Origin of the sequence: Halomonas sp. 707B3, from assembly GCF_024158645.1 — a bacterium.
GTDB classification, from domain to species: Bacteria; Pseudomonadota; Gammaproteobacteria; order Pseudomonadales; family Halomonadaceae; genus Vreelandella; species Vreelandella lionensis.
This window is the reverse complement of the sequence record NZ_JAMZBE010000002.1, coordinates 22,613-41,142: the sequence shown is the minus strand read 5'-3', so window position 1 is coordinate 41,142 and position 18,530 is coordinate 22,613. Positions and strand designations below refer to the sequence as shown.

Below are 18,530 nucleotides of genomic sequence, written 5' to 3'. Positions count from 1 at the left end.
CTTTTTCACTTAGGAGGCCGCATGTCCTCAACGCTTGAACAGATTAATCGCGACTTTGCCAACAACCCTCAAGAACTGATTGAGTGGGCGTTCAGCCAGGGCGAACGCCCTATCTGCACCACCAACTTCCGCCCCTTCGAAGCGGTCATTCTGCATATGGTGACGCAAGTACGCCCTGATATCCCCATTGTCTGGATGGATAGCGGTTACAACACCGAGGCGACTTACCAGTTCGCCGATGCGCTGATCCAGCGCCTCAACTTAAACATTGTCAGCTTTTTGCCAAAGCGTACTCGCGCCCACCGCGAAGCGCTGGAAGGCCCCATGCCCGGCATTGATGACCCGCGCCATGATGCCTTTACTCAAGAAGTGAAGCTTGAACCATTTGAGCGCGCACTACGCGAGATGCAACCCGATGTATGGTTTACCGCGCTACGTGCCGAAGACACGCCCGAACGGGCTAAAATGCAGGTGGTTAGCCGCAATAGCGACGGCTTACTAAAAGTCGCCCCACTGCTGCAGTGGACCGCTAAAGATATGTACTACTACTTAGAGGCCCACGACCTACCCAACAACTTCGACTACTTCGACCCCACCAAGGTAGAAGAGAAACGCGAATGCGGGCTGCACCTTCAGCACTAAGCTACCAATAAAGCCACCAATACCCAGCACGACGCCCAGGCTCCCCGCCTGGGCTTAAAATGAAATAGTACTTAATACTCAGGCAGTTCTACACCCTCAAACAGCGCTTGCTCAAAGCGCGGGCCGGCCATGAGTGCTTCGTCCACCCGGTCACGGGTTAAGTGAGGCGCAAAGCGAGCCAGGAAGTCGTACATGTAGCCGCGCATAAAGGTGCCACGCCGAATGCCGATTTTAGTGGTGGAGCTGGCAAATAAATGGCTGGCATCCAGAGCCACTAGGTCACTATCTAGCACTGGATCTACGGCCATGTGAGCGACAATGCCAACGCCCATACCTAGGCGAACGTAAGTCTTGATCACATCGGCATCGGCAGCGGTTAGTACCACATTGGGTGTTAAGCCCTTCGCTTTGAATGCATCGTCTAACTGTGAACGCCCGGTAAACCCGAACACGTAAGTCACCAGCGGATGCTCGGCTAGGGCCTCAAGCGTTAGCTGGCCATCCAGCATTGCCAGTGGGTGCTCTTTGGGCACCAGTACGCAACGGTTCCAGCGGTAGCACGGCAGCAGCACTAAATCGGTAAATAGCTCTAATGATTCCGTCGCAATAGCAAAATCTGCCAGCCCTTCGCTCACCATCTGGGCAATCTGCTTAGGCGTGCCTTGCTGCATATGCAGCGCCACTTCGGGGTATTTCAGAGTAAATTCACTGATAATCGGCGGCAGCGCATAGCGAGCTTGAGTATGGGTCGTGGCAATCGCCAGGCTCCCGCGGCGCTCGTCGCTATGCTCTTGCGCAACCTGCTTGATATTTTCGGTCAGCTTAAGTACCTGGCCTGCTAGCTCGATAATCGACTGCCCAGCAGGGGTGACGCGGGTTAAATGTTTGCCACTGCGAGCAAAGATTTCAACGCCTAGCTCATCCTCCAGCAAACGAATCTGCTTTGAGATACCCGGTTGAGAGGTAAACAAACTCTGCGCCGTTGCCGAGACGTTCAGGTTGTGTCGATTGACTTCCCAGATATAGCGAAGTTGCTGTAGCTTCATATCCTCACCCTATAATCTATGCAGGAAGCACGTAAAAGCGCATCCTCACGCTGCCACTGTGTGCTTAGCCAAGCGCGCGGTTTCATGGCTCAATGAGCACATTTTTGAATAAAAAAACGTCTTGTAATTCACTTATAGTATAAAAAATAGAGGCTATGAACATCTATTAATTTTTTCTATTTAAGGACAAATCGCATCAGGAATTTGCCAGCACCCTTCGCGCCCGCTAACATCTGGCAACTTGGCGCGGTGAAAATGCGCTAATATTTCGCGTAATGACCGTTGCTCCATTTGAGGCAACGAAACAGTAAGAGCAACGCAAACGGGAGAAGCAAATGGCTAATAATGTTGATGTCACCAACGCCAATTTTGAGCAAGAAGTCCTCAACGCCGAACAGCCTGTCCTGCTGAAATTCTGGGCCCCCTGGTGCGGCCCGTGTAAAGTCATGGCACCTGTTGTTGATGAAGTAGCAGCAGAGCGCGGCGACAAACTGAAAGTTGTCAGTGTGAACGTTGACGATGCACCTGAAATTGCCGCCGAACAGGGCGTGCGCGGTGTACCCACCGTCATGCTGTTTAAATCCGGCACCAAAGTCGCTTCACTGGTTGGCGCGCAATCTAAGTCGCAGTTGACCCAGTTTATCGACCAAAACGCCTAAGCTGGTAACGTTACCGCTGGCACTGCCAGCGGTATCTCTCTTCTTATTGGCATTGCCTGCCTAAGCGTCGCTTTTTTCTCGCTTCGCCCACTCTCCCCGCTTCCAAGGCGGCCGACGTGCGTCTCCAGGGCGTCTCATCTGCACATTACGCTGCTTACCCGGCCCTAATAGATGGGCTATCCAGCGCGTTTGAGGGTGGCTATCCAAAGCAATCTTTAGCGTCATCGTTAGCACCACCGACAGCAGCATGCCCGCCGCGCCAAAGATCCACCCCCACACCACCAGTGAAAGAAACGCCACAAAGGTGGATAACCCCAGCGCCTGCCCCATCACTCTAGGCTCAATCAAATTGCCCAAAATAAAGTTGATGACCAAGTACGCCGATGCCAACAGCAACGCCTGCAGCACACCGCCATCCTGAGAAACCAACAGCAGCAGTACCGGCGGAATCGCGGCCAACGCCGAGCCAATATTAGGAATAAAGTTAAGCGCAAATGCCAATACGCCCCACAGCAGCGGAAACTCAACGCCCACCAGCAGGCACGAGAGCCAGACCAACACACCGGTTGCCAAACTAATCACGGTTTTAACCGCCAAGTAGCGTTTTAGCGTTAGGCTAAATTCACTAAACCGTTTCAAGCTCGGTGCCGGATTTTCAAGCGCCCGGGACACCTTATCGCGAAAATTCAGCGTCTCGAACAGCATGAAAATCACCAGCAGCGCGACGATACTGCCCTGCATAAACAGCGAGCCAATCTCACCCAGCAGTGTGGCCACCCAGGAGCCGTCCTCCTCCATGGCAAACATCGAACTGAGCTGGTCAGGGTCGATAGCCAACCCACGAGAAGCCAGCGCATTGAGCAAGTCCCAGTAGTGCTCGTAAAGCCTGGATTCAATATCAGGTAGCGCTTCAACAAAGGTACTAAAGCTATTGACCACCAACAGGCCAATCAGCGATATAAAACCCACCAACACCAGTAGCGTAATCAACGCCGACATCCGCCGACTCAAACCGCAGCGATGCAGCCACTGCACGGGTGAGGTGCACACCACGGCAATAAACACCGCCAGCAGTAGCGGCACCAACAGGTCCGCGCCCACTTTCATTCCCGCAATAATCACTACCAACGCGGCAAGCGCTAGTGTGGCATTGAGCGGGATACTTCGATAATCCTCATCCGACAACTTCGACATAGCCCTTTCCTTAGCGTGTTATCCATACATAATGGCTGCTTGCCTGTTATTGCACAAACCATGCAAACATTAAGCAACTGTTTTCCGTCTACTCTTTGCCAGTGAACTTTATGGCAACCTTTCCTTCCAAGCAGCGATACACAATATTAGTTAGCCTACTCTACTCATTGGCTCTCTTAGCAAGGAAGTGACCTATGAATACAGCAACGCAACACTTTAAACGCCTCCGCTACGGCATCGTGGGCAGCGCTTTGTTTGCCCTATTGGCTGCCCCTATGGCTTACGCCGCGCCGCCTGCTCCGCCAAGCCTTCACGTTCAGGCGCAGTCATGGGTGGAAGTTGAACCCGATAAAGCCACGCTCTCTGCGCGTTTGTGGGAAAACACCCCAGCGGTTTCAACCTTAGAAGACACCGATAGCGAAGCCCTGGGCAGCGCCCGCGAGCGGCTTGAGCAGCGTGCCAGCGAGTTGATTGCCGCCATGGAAGAGATTGGCATTGAGCAACGCGCCATCAATGCAGGCTCCCTGAACGTGTATCCTGAGCATGTCGCAGGCCCGCGCAACGACAACGGCGAACAAGAGACGCTGATGCGCACCCGCTTAGAACGTCCCTTCAGCGTTGAGCTAACTAATATAGACCAATTAGGCGATGTGCTGGACGCTTTGATTGGCGCTGGTGTAAATGCGTTAGATGGTGTGCAGTTTGACCTGCAGGATCGCGACGCCGCCACCGACGAAGCATTGACAAAAGCGTTAGAAAAAGCCCGCCATAAAGCCGACCTTATGGCGAGCACGCTAGATGTCACGCTTGGCCCTGTTCAACGCATTGAAGAGACCCAAGCGCCGGTTTTTCAACCCCGCATGATGGCCATGCGTGCTGAAAGCGACGCCATGAGCAGCGGCTCAGCCAGCGACTACCGCCCCGGCACCATTCGTATTGATGCCGGGGTAAGCGTTGAGTGGGCGCTTAGAGGGCAAGACGCTCGAGGCCGCCCAGGTAGGGTTGCAGGGGAGCTGGAACAGTAATCGACCCATCCGCCTGCTGGTGGTTTTCAAGCACCGCCAGTAGGCAGCGCCCTACCGCAAGGCCCGAGCCATTCAACGTATGCAGCAACTGCGGCTTTTTAGCATCCGGATGGCGGTAACGGGCCTGCATCCGACGCGCCTGGAAATCTTCGCAGTTAGACACGGAAGAGATTTCCCGGTAAGTGTTTTGGCTTGGCAGCCACACTTCCAAATCGTAGGTTTTCGCCGCGCCAAAGCCCATGTCGCCCGTACACAGCGTCACCACCCGATACGGCAACTCAAGCGCCTGCAGAATGGCTTCTGCGTGGCCGCGCATCTCTTCCAGCGCTTCGTAGCTCTTCTCCGGCTCCACAATTTGCACCATCTCGACTTTATCGAACTGGTGTTGACGAATCATGCCACGGGTATCGCGCCCATGGGAGCCCGCTTCCGAGCGGAAACACGGCGTGTGGGCGGTCAGCTTCATCGGCAGCGCCGCTAATTCTACAATCTCATCGCGCACAAAATTCGTCAGCGGGACTTCCGACGTGGGAATCAGGTGGTACTCCCGCTCATCGTTCAGCTTGAACAGATCCTCGCCGAACTTGGGCAGCTGGCCCGTACCCATCAGCGAATCCCGATTCACCATATAAGGCACATAGCACTCTTCATAGCCGTGCTGCTGGGTTTGCGTATCCAGCATAAACTGCGCCAGCGCGCGATGCAGGCGAGCGATGGGCCCGCGCATCACTGCAAAGCGCGCGCCGGTTAGCTTGGCCGCCAGTTCAAAATCGAGATAGCCGGACTTCTTACCCAAATCCACATGGTCCAGCACCTCAAAGTCGAACTCACGCGGCGTGCCCCAGCGGTGCAGCTCCACGTTATCATCTTCGCTCTTGCCTTCCGGCACGCTCTCATGGGGCAGGTTGGGAATACCGCTAATTGCGTCATCCCACTCGGCCTGAACTTCCGCCAGCTCGCGCTTGGCAGCATCCAAACGGTCACCTAAGTCGCTCACCTCATCCAGCAGCGGTTGGATATCTTCGCCATTGGCCTTGGCCTTACCAATCGATTTGGAGCGCGTATTCCGCTCGTTCTGCAACTGCTCGGTCTGGGTTTGCAACTCACGACGGCGCGACTCTAGCGCCTGCAATGCCGCTTTATCGAGTTCGAAGCCCCGGCGGGCCAGTTGTTGCGCAGTTGCATCAAGATCGCCGCGCAGCAGTTTCGGATCGAGCATGAGTTATCCCTTGGCCAGAATTCAGTGAAACACGGCTCTCAAAGGCCGTGACAAAGGGGCCTATTGTAGGCAAAAGCGCGAGTTGGGGCTATGGCAGCGCGCCACCATGCTGAACTTAGTCGTTGGCGGGTATACACCATGACCCTTGCGCATGTCCCTCCCCCCTTATTAGCCAAAAGTGATAGAGTGCCCGCCGCTTTAAAGCAAGAACCACTAACAACGGGTTATAGAAAAGGAGAAAGTTTATGCAGGAGACCGCAACGCAAGGAAAATTTGGTTGGTGGCGACGTATCGCTCTATGGCAGAAAATCCTGGCTGGTTTGGCGCTCGGGGTGCTGGCAGGCGCACTGCTCGGCGAAACAGCGAGTGTATTTAAGCCACTAGGCGACATCTTCATTAATGCCATTATGATGCTGATTGTGCCGCTGGTCTTTTCGACGCTGGTGGTGGGTATTACCTCCATGCGCGATCCACAGAAGATGGGCCGTATTGGGGCTCGCACCATTATCCTTTACTTAGTGACCACCGCCTTTGCCATCAGCATTGGCCTTGTGCTCTCTACCCTGCTGCAGCCTGGGGTGGGTGTCGGGCTAAGTTTCGACTCTGAAGTCTCGGCTAACGAAGCACCGTCGCTGATGTCGATTCTCATTAATCTCGTGCCGCGCAACCCGATTGATGCCCTGGCTAATGGCAACATTATGCAGATCATTGTGTTTGCCATTGGCTTGGGCATCTCGCTAACGCTTATCGGTGAAAAAGGCGAGCCGGTGATGAAGGTCTTCGATAGCTTCGCGGAAGCCATGTATAAACTCACTGGCCTCGTGATGGCGTTTGCGCCATTCGGGGTGTTTGGTTTGATTGCCCATGTATCGGGTCAGTATGGCTTAGAAATTTTGCTCCCACTCGCCAAACTGATCGGTGTGGTCTATCTCGCCAGCATTTTGCATGTACTCGTTATCTACTCTGGCTTTATTTCTCTGATGGGTCGTTTGAACCCGGTGCGCTACTTAAAAGGCAGCCTGGATGCCATCGTGGTGGCGTTTTCTTCTGCTTCCTCAGCAGGCACCCTGCCCGTCTCAATTCGCTGCGCACAGAAAAACCTGGGCGTATCGGAAGGGGTGTCCGGCTTTGTACTGCCCGTAGGCGCCACCATCAATATGGATGGCACCGCACTGTATCAAGGCGTGGTGGTGCTGTTTATTGCTCAGATGACCGGCACTGATTTGAGCATGATGGATTACGGCATGATCGTAGCCACCGGCACGCTGGCCTCGATTGGTACCGCAGGCGTTCCTGGTGCAGGCCTGATTATGCTCTCCATCGTGATGGCACAAATTGGCCTACCCCTTGAAGCTATTGCCGTGGTTGCGGGTATTGACCGCATTCTGGATATGGCGCGTACCAGTGTTAACGTCGCAGGAGATCTTATGGTCACCACGCTGGTAGGTAAAAGCGAAGGCGAACTCAACGAAAAAATCTACAACACCAGCCGCTCTTAATAATCGATTAGGCTATCCCTCGCGCCCGCTGCCCTTGCTAGCGGGCGCTTTTTTATACCGAACTACAAGCTGCTAGGATGTCACCTTGACCACTGAACTAAGCGAGCCGATATGTCTTCTGCCTTTGAACACACCCTTGCCGCTATTGATGCGCTTCATGCTCAAGACCCCCGGCCAACCACTCTCGCAGATGGCACTTCTCAGCCACAAGAGCTTATCTATGCCCAGCGCATGAGCCGATGGTTAGAACAATTGCAGGATGCCCCTAACGAGCTGTTAAGCATAGCCGTGCGCGCCCAGCATCTGCAGCGCTGGCAACTGCCGCGAAGCGATTACCCAGAAGGCCGCATTGGCTACTTAACTTGGCGGCGGGACCAAAGTGCCCAGGCAGGTGATACCACGGCGGCACTCATGGAAGAGGCGGGCTATTCCCAAGAGGAGGCCAAACGCGTCGCCAGCATGATTCGCAAGCAAGGCCTGGGGCGCGATAGCGATGTGCAAGCCCTGGAAGACTGCGCCTGCCTAGTGTTCTTAGAAAACTACTTCGCCGATTTCTCACGCAAGGTGGAGCACGACCACATGGTGCGCATTGTGCAAAAGACCTGGGGCAAGATGTCGCCGCAGGCGCATGCGCTAGCCCTGACGCTGCCCATGAACGACGCCTGTGCAACGCTCGTCAAAGAGGCGTTAGACAGCCACTGAGATGCCCCATCAAGATGCACCGCCGCAGTAGCTGCGGTAAAGTAGCGCTATCCCCTACCCGCTTCCAGCAGTGACGGCTTAACCCCCTATGATTGCATCCCTGGATTCTCGCACGGCCCCTTTTGAACGCCTGAACAGCCGCTATGTACGTTTTCTCGACGTCCTCCGCGCCCGCGGGTTCGAAGGTGAAATAGCGCCGGATTATGCCAACCGCACCGTGCTGGCGACGGATAACTCGATTTACCAGCGCCTTCCCCAGGCGGCGGTGTTTCCCAAACACGCCGAAGACTTAGAGCGCCTTGCCAAGCTCGCCTCCGAGCTGCCCCACCGGGATATCGTCCTGACCCCGCGGGGCGGCGGCACCGGCACCAACGGCCAGTCGCTGACCGATGGCATCGTGGTGGATGTCTCCCGCCATATGAACCAAATCAAAGAGATTGACGTGGAAGCCCGCCGTGTGCGGGTACAGGCAGGCGTGGTCAAAGATCAGCTCAACGCCGCGCTGAAGCCCCACGGGCTGTTTTTCGCCCCCGAACTCTCCACCTCTAACCGCGCCACCATTGGCGGCATGATCTCCACCGACGCTAGTGGCCAAGGTAGCTGCCAGTACGGCAAAACCCGCCACCACGTGTTAGAGCTGGATACGATTCTGCTCGGCGGGCAGCATTTACACAGCCGCCCACTCAACGCGGAAGAGGAGCAGCAGGCGTTAGCGCAAGCAGGCGTGCTGGGTAAAGTACACCAAACCGCCGCTGCGATTATCGATCAGCAGCGCGAATTGATTGAGGCGACGTTCCCGCCGCTCAACCGCTGCCTGACCGGCTACGACCTGGCGCATCTACGCGAAGAGGGCCAGCTCAACCTGAATAGCCTGCTGTGCGGTTCAGAAGGCTCTCTGGGCTTTTTGAGCGAAGCCGTGCTCAACGTCTTGCCGATTCCCAAGCACTCTACGCTAGTGAATGTTCGCTACCCGAGCTTTATGGATGCCTTGCGGGATGCCAAGGCGCTGATGACCGCCAGCGCATCGCCCACCTCCATTGAAACCATCGACGACACCGTGCTGCAACTGGCGATGGACGACTTCGTTTGGGACAGCGTGGCGGAATTTTTCCCGGCGGGCAGCACGCCCATTCAGGGCATCAACCTGATCGAGTTCAACGACGATGACCCCGAACAGCTCGCAGCGCGTGTAACGGCGTTTACCCAGCACCTGAGCCAGGATGCCACCGTAGAGCGATTGGGCTACACCCTGGCGGAAGGCCGCCCGCAGATCCAGAAAGTCTACGCTATGCGCAAACGCTCGGTAGGTCTGCTGGGTAACGTTCAGGGGGAGAAGCGTCCGCTGCCGTTCGTGGAAGACACCGCCGTTCCGCCGGAACACTTGGCCGACTTCATTACCGAGTTCCGCGCCGCGCTGGATGCACGCAAGCTCTCCTACGGCATGTTCGGCCATGTGGATGCGGGGGTGCTACACGTGCGCCCGGCGCTGGATATGAAAGACCCCGCCCAGGAAGCTCTGATTCGCGAGATTTCTGATGAAGTCGCTGCGCTCACCCAGAAGTACGGCGGGCTGCTGTGGGGCGAACACGGAAAAGGCGTGCGCTCCGAGTACGGGCCGAAGTTTTTCGGTGAGCTTTACCCCTGCCTACAGCAGGTCAAGGCGGCGTTCGACCCGCACAACCAGCTCAACCCCGGCAAGATCGCTTCACCTTCTGAAAGCACCACGCTGATTGCGAAAGAGAGCGACCCGGAACTACTCACCGTCGATGGTGTTCCCATGCGCGGCCAGCTCGACCGCACCATTGACGAGCGGGCCTGGCAGGCCTATGACGCAGCGGTGTACTGCAACGGCAACGGCGCTTGCTACAACTACGATGTGGACGACCCCATGTGCCCCTCGTGGAAGGCTACCCGCGACCGCCGCCACTCCCCTAAAGGCCGCGCCAGCTTGATTCGTGAGTGGCTGCGCTTGCAGTCGCAAGCGGGCATCGACGTGGTGGAAGAGTCGCGCAAAAAGAAAGCCGAGCGCACCTGGGGCTTTATCAAAAGCTTCCCCAAGCGGGCGATGAACACCGTTAGCCGCCAGCAGCACCACGACTACTCCCATGAAGTCTACGACGCCATGGCGGGCTGCTTGGCGTGTAAATCCTGCGCGGGCCAGTGCCCCATCAAAGTCAACGTGCCCCAGTTCCGTTCGCAGTTTTTGGAGGTGTACCACGGCCGCTACCTGCGCCCGCTGCGCGACTACGTGATTGGCGGCACCGAATTTATGCTGCCTGCGTTAACCAAGATGGCTCCGCTGTATAACGCCGCCCTTGGCCAGCGCTGGGTCGAGCAACTCATGCAGAAAGGGCTCGGCATTAGCGACTCCCCCGCACTCTCCCGTGCTAGCGTGAAAAAGCAACTGCGCGCCTGGGGCGTTGCGGAAGCCACGCCCACATCGCTTGCGCTACTCACCGAGCAGCAGCGGGCCAACAGCGTCGTGATTGTGCAAGACGCCTTCACCACCCACTTTGAAGCCAAGCTGGTGATGGATGTGGTAGAGCTGCTATCGCGGCTGAACCTGCGCGTGTTTGTCATGCCGTTTTCCGCCAACGGCAAGCCGCTGCACGTACAGGGCTTTTTAGGTGCCTTTGAGCGCACGGCAGAGAAGCAGGCCAAACGCCTTCGCGCACTCAGCGAGTTCGAGGTTCCTATGGTAGGCATCGACCCCGCCATGACGCTGACCTACCGCCAGGAGTACGTCAAAGCGCTGGGCCCTGAGCAAGTGCCGAACGTACTGATGCTGCAGGAGTGGCTAGCCACCCGCGTTAACACCCTCGCCCTCGGCCAGCTAACGCTCAAGGACCCAGGCTTTAAGCTGCTTTCCCACTGCACCGAAAAAACCAATGCGCCGGGCAGCCCAAAAGCGTGGCAGCAGGTATTTGCAGCGTTTGGTTTGCAGTTGGAGCTGGCCACCACGGGCTGCTGCGGCATGTCCGGCACCTACGGCCATGAGACCCGTAACGTCGCCACCTCTAAAACGATTTACGCCCAGTCCTGGCAGCCCCAGGTCGAAGCTGAGGAGAACAGCGGTAAGCTACTGGCCACCGGCTACTCCTGCCGCAGTCAGGTGAAGCGCTACTCAGCGCAAACCCTGCCCCATCCTCTGCAAGCTCTGCTGACCAGTATCAAACAGGCCAGCCGCTAACGCGGCTGGCCTGCTGGGGCTTGCTGGTATCCGTGTGGGCGTTTAGAAAAACAACCGCTTGAGGGCCAAACCAGGGTCCTCTTCGCGCATAAACGCTTCACCCACCAAAAAGCCATTGACCTCGTGGTCACGCATTAGCTCTACGTCATCACGCGTGTGAATGCCGGATTCGGTGATCACGGTCACGCCTTCAGGGATACGCGGCAGCAGGTCCAAGGTGGTATTCAGGCTGGTATCAAAGGTGTGTAGGTTGCGGTTGTTAATACCCACCAGCTTCAAATCCAACGCCAGGGCGCGCTCTAGCTCCTCTGCATCGTGAACTTCCACCAGCACATCCATCCCCAATGCGTTGGCCTGCTGGTGCAGGTCGCGCAGTTGAGTGTCATTGAGCGCCGCCACAATTAATAGGATGCAGTCCGCACCGATGGCGCGCGCTTCAGTGACCTGATAACCGTGGGTGATAAAGTCTTTGCGGATCACCGGCAGGTCGCAGGCATCGCGAGCGGCAATTAGGTAATCCTCATGGCCCTGGAAGAAGTCGGCATCGGTCAGCACGGAAAGGCACGCTGCGCCGCCCTGGGCGTAGCTTTTGGCAATATCCGCTGGGTGAAACTCTTCCCGCATCACGCCTTTAGAGGGCGAGGCTTTTTTCACCTCGGCGATCACTGCTGCGTCGCCTGCCGCAATACGCTGATTCAATGCATCAATAAAGCCACGGGGCGCGCTCTGCTTCTCCGCCAGCGCTAGCAGATCAGCCTCAGATACCGCCTGCTGACGCTCAGCGACTTCCTGGTCTTTACGGGCCAAAATGCGCGTTAAAATAGTCGGCGTTGCCTGGTCACTCATTGGAAGTTTTACCCTTTAAAGACGCTAGTGAAGTGCGAAAGCTCTCTGAGCTTTTCAAGCGGTAGTTTGGAGGCCTGGGCATCCTGGGCCACCATCACGCCCTCTTTCAAGCTATCGGCCACGCCCGCGCAGTAAAGCGCAGCCCCGGCGTTGAGTGCCACCATATCTGCCGCCGCTCCTTCACCGCTAAGTGCGGCTTTCACCAAACGCAGGCTATCTTCCGCGCTGGACGCTTTAAGGGTGGCGAGGCTTTGGCGCTCGATGCCCAGGGATTCCGGGGTAATGGTGTACTGGGTAATCTCGCCCTCTTTTAGCTCCGCCACCAGAGTGGGCGCCGCCAGGGAGATCTCATCCAGGCCATCTTCAGAATGCACCACCATGACATGGCGGCTACCCAGCTTGCGCAACACTTCGGCCATCAGCGGCACCAGCTCCGCTGAATATACGCCCAGCACTTGATTGGGCGCACTGGCGGGGTTGGTTAACGGGCCAAGAATATTAAACAGCGTACGCACGCCCATTTCCCGCCGTGGCCCAATGGCATAGCGCATGGCTGGGTGGTGGTTAGGTGCGAACATAAAGCCAACGCCGACCTGCTCAATGCAGCGCGCCACTTGTTCAGGCTTGAGGTCGAGATAGATGCCAGCAATATCGAATAAATCGGCGCTGCCAGAAGAAGAGGAGACGCTGCGATTGCCATGTTTAGCCACATGGGCACCGCCAGCAGCGGCCACAAAACTAGACGCCGTGGACACATTAAACAGGTTCGCGCCATCGCCGCCGGTGCCGACGATATCCACCACGTTCTCGGTGTGTAGCTCGACGCGTTTCATTAAATCGCGCATCACCTGGGCGGCGGCGCTAATCTCTTCAGCGCTTTCGCCTTTCATGGCCAGCCCCACCAGCAGGCCGCCAATTTGCGCGTCGGAGGCTTCGCCGGTCATGATCTGGCGCATCAGTGCGTGCATCGCATTGAAAGAGAGGTCTTCGCGGCGCATCACCGCGTTAATTGCGTCTCGCATTTGCATGAGCAGGAAAGCCCCTAAAGCGTATGAATTTGGCGATCAGCCGCGTTGTAAAAAATTGGCCAATAACGCATGGCCCTGGCGCGTGAGTATCGACTCAGGGTGAAACTGTACCCCTTCCACATCAAGGGTACGATGACGAAAGCCCATGATCAGCCCGGGCGTTACGTCATCCTCGGCGGTCCAGGCGGTCACTTCCAAGCAGTCGGGCAGGCTCTCCTGCTCAACCACCAATGAGTGATAGCGCGTCACTTCCAGCGGGTTTTCCAGCCCGCTGAACACGCCCTGCCCACGGTGTACAACGGCCGAGGTTTTGCCGTGCATCACCTGGGGTGCCCGCACCACTTTGCCGCCGTACACCTGGCCGATGGCTTGATGCCCCAGGCAAACGCCCAAAATAGGCAGTTTGCCCGCAAAATGCTCGATGGCCGCTAGCGAAATGCCCGCCTCGTTGGGTGTACACGGGCCGGGCGAAATCACCAGATGGGTAGGCGCCAGGGCACGCATCTGCTCCAGGGTAATCTCATCGTTGCGATAGGTCATCACCTCGGCATCCAGCTCACCCAGGTACTGGACGATGTTAAACGTGAAGCTGTCGTAGTTATCCAGCATCAACACCCGTTGCACTGCCTGCGCTTGCGCCATCGCCCCGCTTACTCCATCACATAAATAAAACCGCACTGGCAGGATGATACCCCAACCCAGACACTCCTTGCAGGGGCAGCAAGCGCTTAGTGGGGCTGCGGCACTGCTGCCCGCTCCAGTCGGCAGGCAGCGTACTTGAACTCGGGTATTTTACCATAGGGGTCCAGGGCCGGGTTGGTGAGCAGATTGGCGGCGGCCTCGGCATAGGCAAACGGCACAAACACCATCCCATCGGGGATTTTATCGTCCACTCGGGCGGTCAGCGTAATCGTTCCACGCCGCGTGGTTATGGTGAGCTTCTCGCCCGGTGCCACCCCCAGGCGGTTGAGTTCGCCCGGTGAGAGACTGGCAACCGCCTCTGGCTCTAGGGCGTCGAGCACCTGGGCACGCCGCGTCATGGAGCCCGTATGCCAATGCTCCAACTGGCGGCCGGTGGTCAGTACCGTGGGGTACGCGTCATCCACCGGCTCGTCCGGCGGGAGCGGGCGCGTGGGGGCGAATTTAGCCAGCCCGCCAGCGCGCGGAAAGGCGTCGCTAAAGACCACGTCCTGGCCGGGGGCATCCTCGGCTGGGCAGGGGTATGTGACGGAGTTCTCCCGCGCTAGCCGCTCCCAGCTAATGTGATTGAACGAGTGCATGCCCTGCTGCATTTCGGCAAACACTTCTTGCGGGTGCTGATAGCGCCAGCCCAGCCCAAAGCGATTAGCGATCTCTTGGATGATCCACCAGTCCGGCTTAGCTTCTCCTGGCAGCGGTAAGGCCGCCCTGCCCAGCTGTACTTGGCGGTTAGTGTTGGTCACGGTGCCGTCTTTTTCGGGCCACGCAGAAGCAGGCAGAATCACGTCCGCGAACTGAGCGGTTTCGGTGATAAACAGATCCTGCACCACCAAATGCTCAAGCTTACCCAGCGCGGCGCGGGCGTGGGTAAGATCCGGGTCAGACATCGCTGGGTTTTCACCCAAAATGTACATACCGCGCACCTCGCCTGCGTGAATCGCATTCATCACTTCCACCACCGTCAGCCCAGGCTCATCGCTCAGCGGCGTGTTCCATAGCTCTTCAAACGCGGCACGCAGCTGGCTATCGCCCACAGGCTGGTAGTCCGGCAGCACCATGGGAATCAGCCCCGCATCCGAGGCACCCTGCACGTTATTTTGACCGCGCAGCGGGTGCAGGCCTGTGCCGGGGCGACCGGTGTGGCCGCAGGCCAGTGCCAACGAGATCAAACAGCGGGCATTGTCGGTGCCGTGGGTGTGCTGAGAAATACCCATGCCCCAGAAAATCATCGCTTTCTCGGCGTTGGCGTAGCGGCGCGCCACCTCACGAATAGTGTCGGGGGCTACGCCGCACAGCGCGCTCATGGCGTCCGGTGTGCTGTGCGCCACGCTCTGCTTGAGCGCTTCAAAGCCTTCGGTGTGGGCGTCGATATAGGCTTGGTTATACAGGCCTTCCGCGATGATCACGTGGAGCAGCGCGTTGAACAGCGATACATCCGCCCCCGGTGTAAAGCGCACGCTCATGGTTGCGTAAGCATCCAACGCCTGCCCGCGAGGGTCGAGAATAATGATCTCGGTGCCCTGCTTGGCTGCCTGCTTGAAGAATGTTGCCGCTACGGGGTGATTCACCGCCGGGTTGCAGCCGGTGAGAATCACCACATCGGCCTCCAGCGCCTGCATAAACGAAGCGGTCACCGCGCCTGAACCCAGGCACTCCATCAGCGCTGCGACAGAACTGGCATGGCAAAGCCGCGTGCAGTGGTCCACGTTATTGCTGCCAAAGCCGGTACGCACCAGCTTCTGAAATAGCCACGCCTCTTCGTTAGAGCACTTGGCGCTGCCAAAGCCCGCCAATGCTTTGGGGCCTTGCGCCTGCTTAATCGCCATTAGGCCGCCCGCCGCGATTTCCAGCGCTTCGTCCCAGCTGGCTTCGCGGAAGTGGCTAAATGGATTGGCAGGGTCAAAGGTAGAGTCGAGCGTCTTAGGAATACCCGGTAAGCGTATCAGCGGCTTGGTCAGGCGTGTCGGGTGGCTCACGTAATCAAACCCAAACCGGCCTTTCACGCACAGGCGGTTCTGGTTAGCGGGGCCGTTGCGTCCTTCCACATAGGCCAGGGCATCGTCGTTAATATGGTACGTCAGCTGGCAGCCCACCCCGCAGTAGGGGCACACGGAATCCACCTGTCGCTGGCTTTGAGAATCGCCCTGACCTGCGGCATTGACCACGGTGGCGGGCATCAATGCGCCGGTGGGGCATGCTTGCACGCACTCGCCGCAGCCCACGCAGGTGCTCTGGCCCATCGGGTCGGCAAAATCAAATACCACGGTGGCGGCGGCGCCCCGCTGCGCCATGCCGATGACATCGTTACTCTGCACCTCGCGGCAGGCGCGCACGCACAGGTTGCAGGTAATGCAGGCGTCCAAGTCGACGTGCATCGCCGGGTGGCTGGTATCTGGCTGGCTCACCGTTGGCGCAGCCGCTGCATGGTTGACGGCTGCTTTACGGCGTGGCGGCAGCCACGACTTAACGGCCGCTTCGTCGACCGCCAACTGGTCGGCTACTTCCCAGAAGTGGCTGGAGCGGTCAGGGCTTTGGGCGCGGCTGGGCTGGTCGGCCATCAGCAGTTCCAATACCGTTTCACGCGCTTGTGTGGCACGGGGCGAGTGGGCGCTGCGCACCACCATGCCGGGTTTGGCCTCGCGGATACAGCTTGCTGCCAGCACGCGCTCGCCTTCCACTTCCACCATACAGGCCCGGCAGTTGCCATCGGCGCGGTAGCCGGGGGCATCTTTGAAACAGAGGTGGGGAATGGTCTCTCCAGCGCGCTTGGCCACCTGCCAAAGGGATTCTCCGGGGTAGGCAGTGACTTCTTGATCATCCAAGACAATAGTGAACGAAGCGGTCATGGTGCACTCCCTTCAGCGGCATCGCTGACGATAATCTGCTGCTGGGCAAGCGCAGGGCGGAAATCCTTGAGTAGCCCTAACACAGGGTTCGGTGCCGCCTGCCCCAGGCCGCAAATCGAGGCGTCCTGCATCACCTGCGCCAGTCGAGTGAGCGCCTGCACATCCCATGTGGGTTGCTCTAGCAAACTGAGCATTTTCTCGGTGCCTACCCGGCAAGGCGTACACTGCCCGCAGGATTCATCGGCAAAAAAAGCCAGCAGATTGGTGGCCACCGCCTGAAGGTTATCCTGATCAGACAGCACGATAATCGCCGCTGACCCAATAAAACTGCCGTGTGCCTGCAGCGTGTCGAAATCCAGCGGCACATCGGCTTTGCTGGCGGGCAGAATGCCACCCGAGGCGCCGCCGGGCAGGTAAGCGGCCAGCGAATGCCCTTCCGACATGCCGCCCGCATACTCCTCTATCAACTCGCGCAGCGTAATGCCTGCTGGCGCTAAGTACACGCCGGGCTTGCTCACTCGCCCAGAGACAGAAAAACTGCGCAGGCCTCGTCGACCGTTGCGCCCATGCCCAGCAAACCATTCCGCCCCTTTGTGCCAAATGGCAGGAATCCAGTAGACGGTTTCAACGTTATTGACCAGCGTGGGGCGGCCAAACAGCCCCTGTTGGGCTACGTAAGGCGGGCGGTGGCGCGGCTTGCCGGGCTTGCCTTCCAGGGATTCAATGAGCGCCGACTCCTCGCCACAGATATAAGCCCCCGCACCCCGGCGCATGATGATAAATCCAGGCGCCACTAATCCAGCCTGCTCAAGCTCTGCAATCGCTTCATGAAGCACGCGGTGTAGGCCGGGGTACTCATCGCGCAAATAGATATAAAGCGCCTCGGCCTCTATCGCCCAGGCGCTGACCAGCGCGCCCTCAAGAAATTGATGCGGCGCACGCTCTAAATAGTAGCGGTCTTTAAACGTCCCCGGCTCGCCCTCATCAGCGTTAATCACGCAGTAGCGCGGCCCGGCGGCTTGGCGCACGGCCTGCCACTTTTTAAACGTAGGGAAGCCCGCGCCTCCCAAGCCTCGCAGGCCCGACGCTTCAAGCGCCTGCAGCACCTCATCAATGCTGATCTTACCGCTGCGCACATGGGCCAGTAACTGATAACCACCTGCCTGCTGATAGGCGTCAAGCCGCTGCCACAAAATCGCTTCAGGATGAAAGTGGCCGGTATCCACCACGGCTTCGACGCCTTCTGCGGTGGCATACAGCACATGGTAATGGCCCACTTCTGCCACCGGCGCGGTATCGCAGCGGCCCATGCAGGGCGCACGGATCACCCGTACACAGTCAGGATCGACGCGGGCTTCCAACGCTTTGTGTAGCGCACTGGCCCCCGCTAATTGGCAGGAAAGAGAATCACAGACGCGAATTGTGGTATCCGGCGGGGGCGCTTGGTGGTCGTGCACCACATCGAAATGGGCATAGAACGTCGCCGTCTCGTACACCGCTGCCATGGGCAGGTTCATATAGGCTGCCAGGGCGCGCAGTTCCACAAGCGATAAGTGGCCGTGGGCATCCTGAATGGCGTGTAGATGCTCTATCAACAGGTCGCGACGCTTCAGGCTGGGCGTCCGGCGCTCATCGCCTAACAGGTCACGCAGCGCCGCCAGTGCGACAGGCGCTACATCACGCCCTTTAGGGTACCCGCGGCGGCGAGAGGACATACCATTTTGAGAGGTCATGACACGCTATCCAGAAAGCTGTTCAAAAGAGTGATTTAAAAAAAGCTACGCTTGTCAAAAGAAGACTAGGCTTAGGGCTAGGCGAACATAGATAGTAGCTATTTTGTCCACCATGTCGTTATTAAGCGGCATTTTTTTAAAGCATAGAGGTTAACAGGCGTGGGTGAAACCACTTCGTTTGCAGGAGTTGGCACTACGCTTT

At 57.8% G+C, this 18,530-nt stretch carries 14 protein-coding genes; 6 read left to right on the top strand and 8 right to left on the bottom strand.

Annotation, left to right across the window (positions count from 1 at the left end; all coding sequences use genetic code 11):
• The first annotated feature begins 21 nt into the window (after positions 1-21).
• Complete coding sequence (locus BIS10_RS00510) at positions 22-642, top strand: phosphoadenosine phosphosulfate reductase family protein (RefSeq protein ID WP_044628120.1); 621 nt, start codon at positions 22-24, stop codon at positions 640-642.
• A 71-nt stretch (positions 643-713) separates the two neighbouring features.
• On the opposite strand, the gene cysB is transcribed toward BIS10_RS00510, so the two are convergent.
• A complete protein-coding gene (gene cysB / locus BIS10_RS00505; protein ID WP_253501245.1) occupies positions 714-1,688 on the bottom strand; it encodes an HTH-type transcriptional regulator CysB in 975 nt (324 codons plus the stop codon).
• Positions 1,689-2,023: 335 nt separating this feature from the next.
• Between cysB and trxA the strand changes: the two genes are divergently transcribed.
• Positions 2,024-2,347 carry a thioredoxin gene (trxA, locus tag BIS10_RS00500; protein WP_253501242.1) on the top strand — a complete coding sequence of 108 codons (324 nt, stop codon included), beginning with the start codon at positions 2,024-2,026 and terminating at the stop codon, positions 2,345-2,347.
• A 60-nt stretch (positions 2,348-2,407) separates the two neighbouring features.
• Here the strand turns inward: trxA and BIS10_RS00495 are convergent, their stop codons facing one another.
• Positions 2,408-3,541: an AI-2E family transporter gene (locus tag BIS10_RS00495; RefSeq protein WP_253501239.1), complete on the bottom strand. Its 1,134-nt coding sequence runs from the start codon at positions 3,539-3,541 to the stop codon at positions 2,408-2,410.
• Between the two features lie 194 nt (positions 3,542-3,735).
• Here BIS10_RS00495 and BIS10_RS00490 point away from each other — a divergent pair, with 194 nt between their 5' ends.
• Positions 3,736-4,566 carry an SIMPL domain-containing protein gene (locus BIS10_RS00490; protein WP_253501238.1) on the top strand — a complete coding sequence of 277 codons (831 nt, stop codon included), beginning with the start codon at positions 3,736-3,738 and terminating at the stop codon, positions 4,564-4,566.
• On the opposite strand, the gene serS is transcribed toward BIS10_RS00490, so the two are convergent.
• The gene (serS, locus tag BIS10_RS00485; RefSeq protein ID WP_253501235.1) at positions 4,508-5,785 is read right to left on the bottom strand and encodes a serine--tRNA ligase; all 1,278 of its coding nucleotides are present in this window, start codon (positions 5,783-5,785) and stop codon (positions 4,508-4,510) included. The two genes, BIS10_RS00490 and serS, sit on opposite strands and share 59 nt — an antisense overlap.
• A 245-nt stretch (positions 5,786-6,030) precedes the next feature.
• Here serS and BIS10_RS00480 point away from each other — a divergent pair, with 245 nt between their 5' ends.
• The 3 genes from BIS10_RS00480 (at position 6,031) to BIS10_RS00470 (ending at position 11,176) form a co-directional block, all read left to right on the top strand.
• A complete protein-coding gene (locus BIS10_RS00480; RefSeq protein ID WP_083024595.1) occupies positions 6,031-7,284 on the top strand; it encodes a dicarboxylate/amino acid:cation symporter in 1,254 nt (417 codons plus the stop codon).
• Positions 7,285-7,395: 111 nt separating this feature from the next.
• On the top strand, positions 7,396-7,986 hold the full coding sequence (locus tag BIS10_RS00475) for a DUF4202 domain-containing protein (RefSeq protein WP_253501232.1): 591 nt from the start codon (positions 7,396-7,398) through the stop codon (positions 7,984-7,986).
• Positions 7,987-8,074: 88 nt separating this feature from the next.
• Positions 8,075-11,176, top strand: a complete 3,102-nt coding sequence (locus tag BIS10_RS00470; protein ID WP_253501229.1) for an FAD-binding and (Fe-S)-binding domain-containing protein — start codon at positions 8,075-8,077, stop codon at positions 11,174-11,176.
• A gap of 42 nt (positions 11,177-11,218) precedes the next feature.
• On the opposite strand, the gene trpC is transcribed toward BIS10_RS00470, so the two are convergent.
• The 5 genes from trpC to BIS10_RS00445 form a co-directional block, all read right to left on the bottom strand.
• Positions 11,219-12,022, bottom strand: coding sequence for an indole-3-glycerol phosphate synthase TrpC (gene trpC, locus BIS10_RS00465; protein WP_083024598.1), 804 nt, complete (start codon positions 12,020-12,022; stop codon positions 11,219-11,221).
• A gap of 8 nt (positions 12,023-12,030) precedes the next feature.
• Complete coding sequence (trpD, locus tag BIS10_RS00460) at positions 12,031-13,050, bottom strand: anthranilate phosphoribosyltransferase (protein WP_062374264.1); 1,020 nt, start codon at positions 13,048-13,050, stop codon at positions 12,031-12,033.
• Between the two features lie 36 nt (positions 13,051-13,086).
• Entirely contained in the window at positions 13,087-13,692 is a 606-nt protein-coding gene (locus BIS10_RS00455) for an aminodeoxychorismate/anthranilate synthase component II (protein WP_083024600.1), read from the bottom strand.
• A gap of 86 nt (positions 13,693-13,778) precedes the next feature.
• Entirely contained in the window at positions 13,779-16,595 is a 2,817-nt protein-coding gene (gene fdhF / locus BIS10_RS00450) for a formate dehydrogenase subunit alpha (RefSeq protein ID WP_253501226.1), read from the bottom strand.
• The gene (locus tag BIS10_RS00445; protein ID WP_253501223.1) at positions 16,592-18,328 is read right to left on the bottom strand and encodes an NADH-ubiquinone oxidoreductase-F iron-sulfur binding region domain-containing protein; all 1,737 of its coding nucleotides are present in this window, start codon (positions 18,326-18,328) and stop codon (positions 16,592-16,594) included. The genes fdhF and BIS10_RS00445 overlap by 4 nt, the downstream gene beginning before the upstream one ends.
• Positions 18,329-18,530 lie beyond the last annotated feature (202 nt).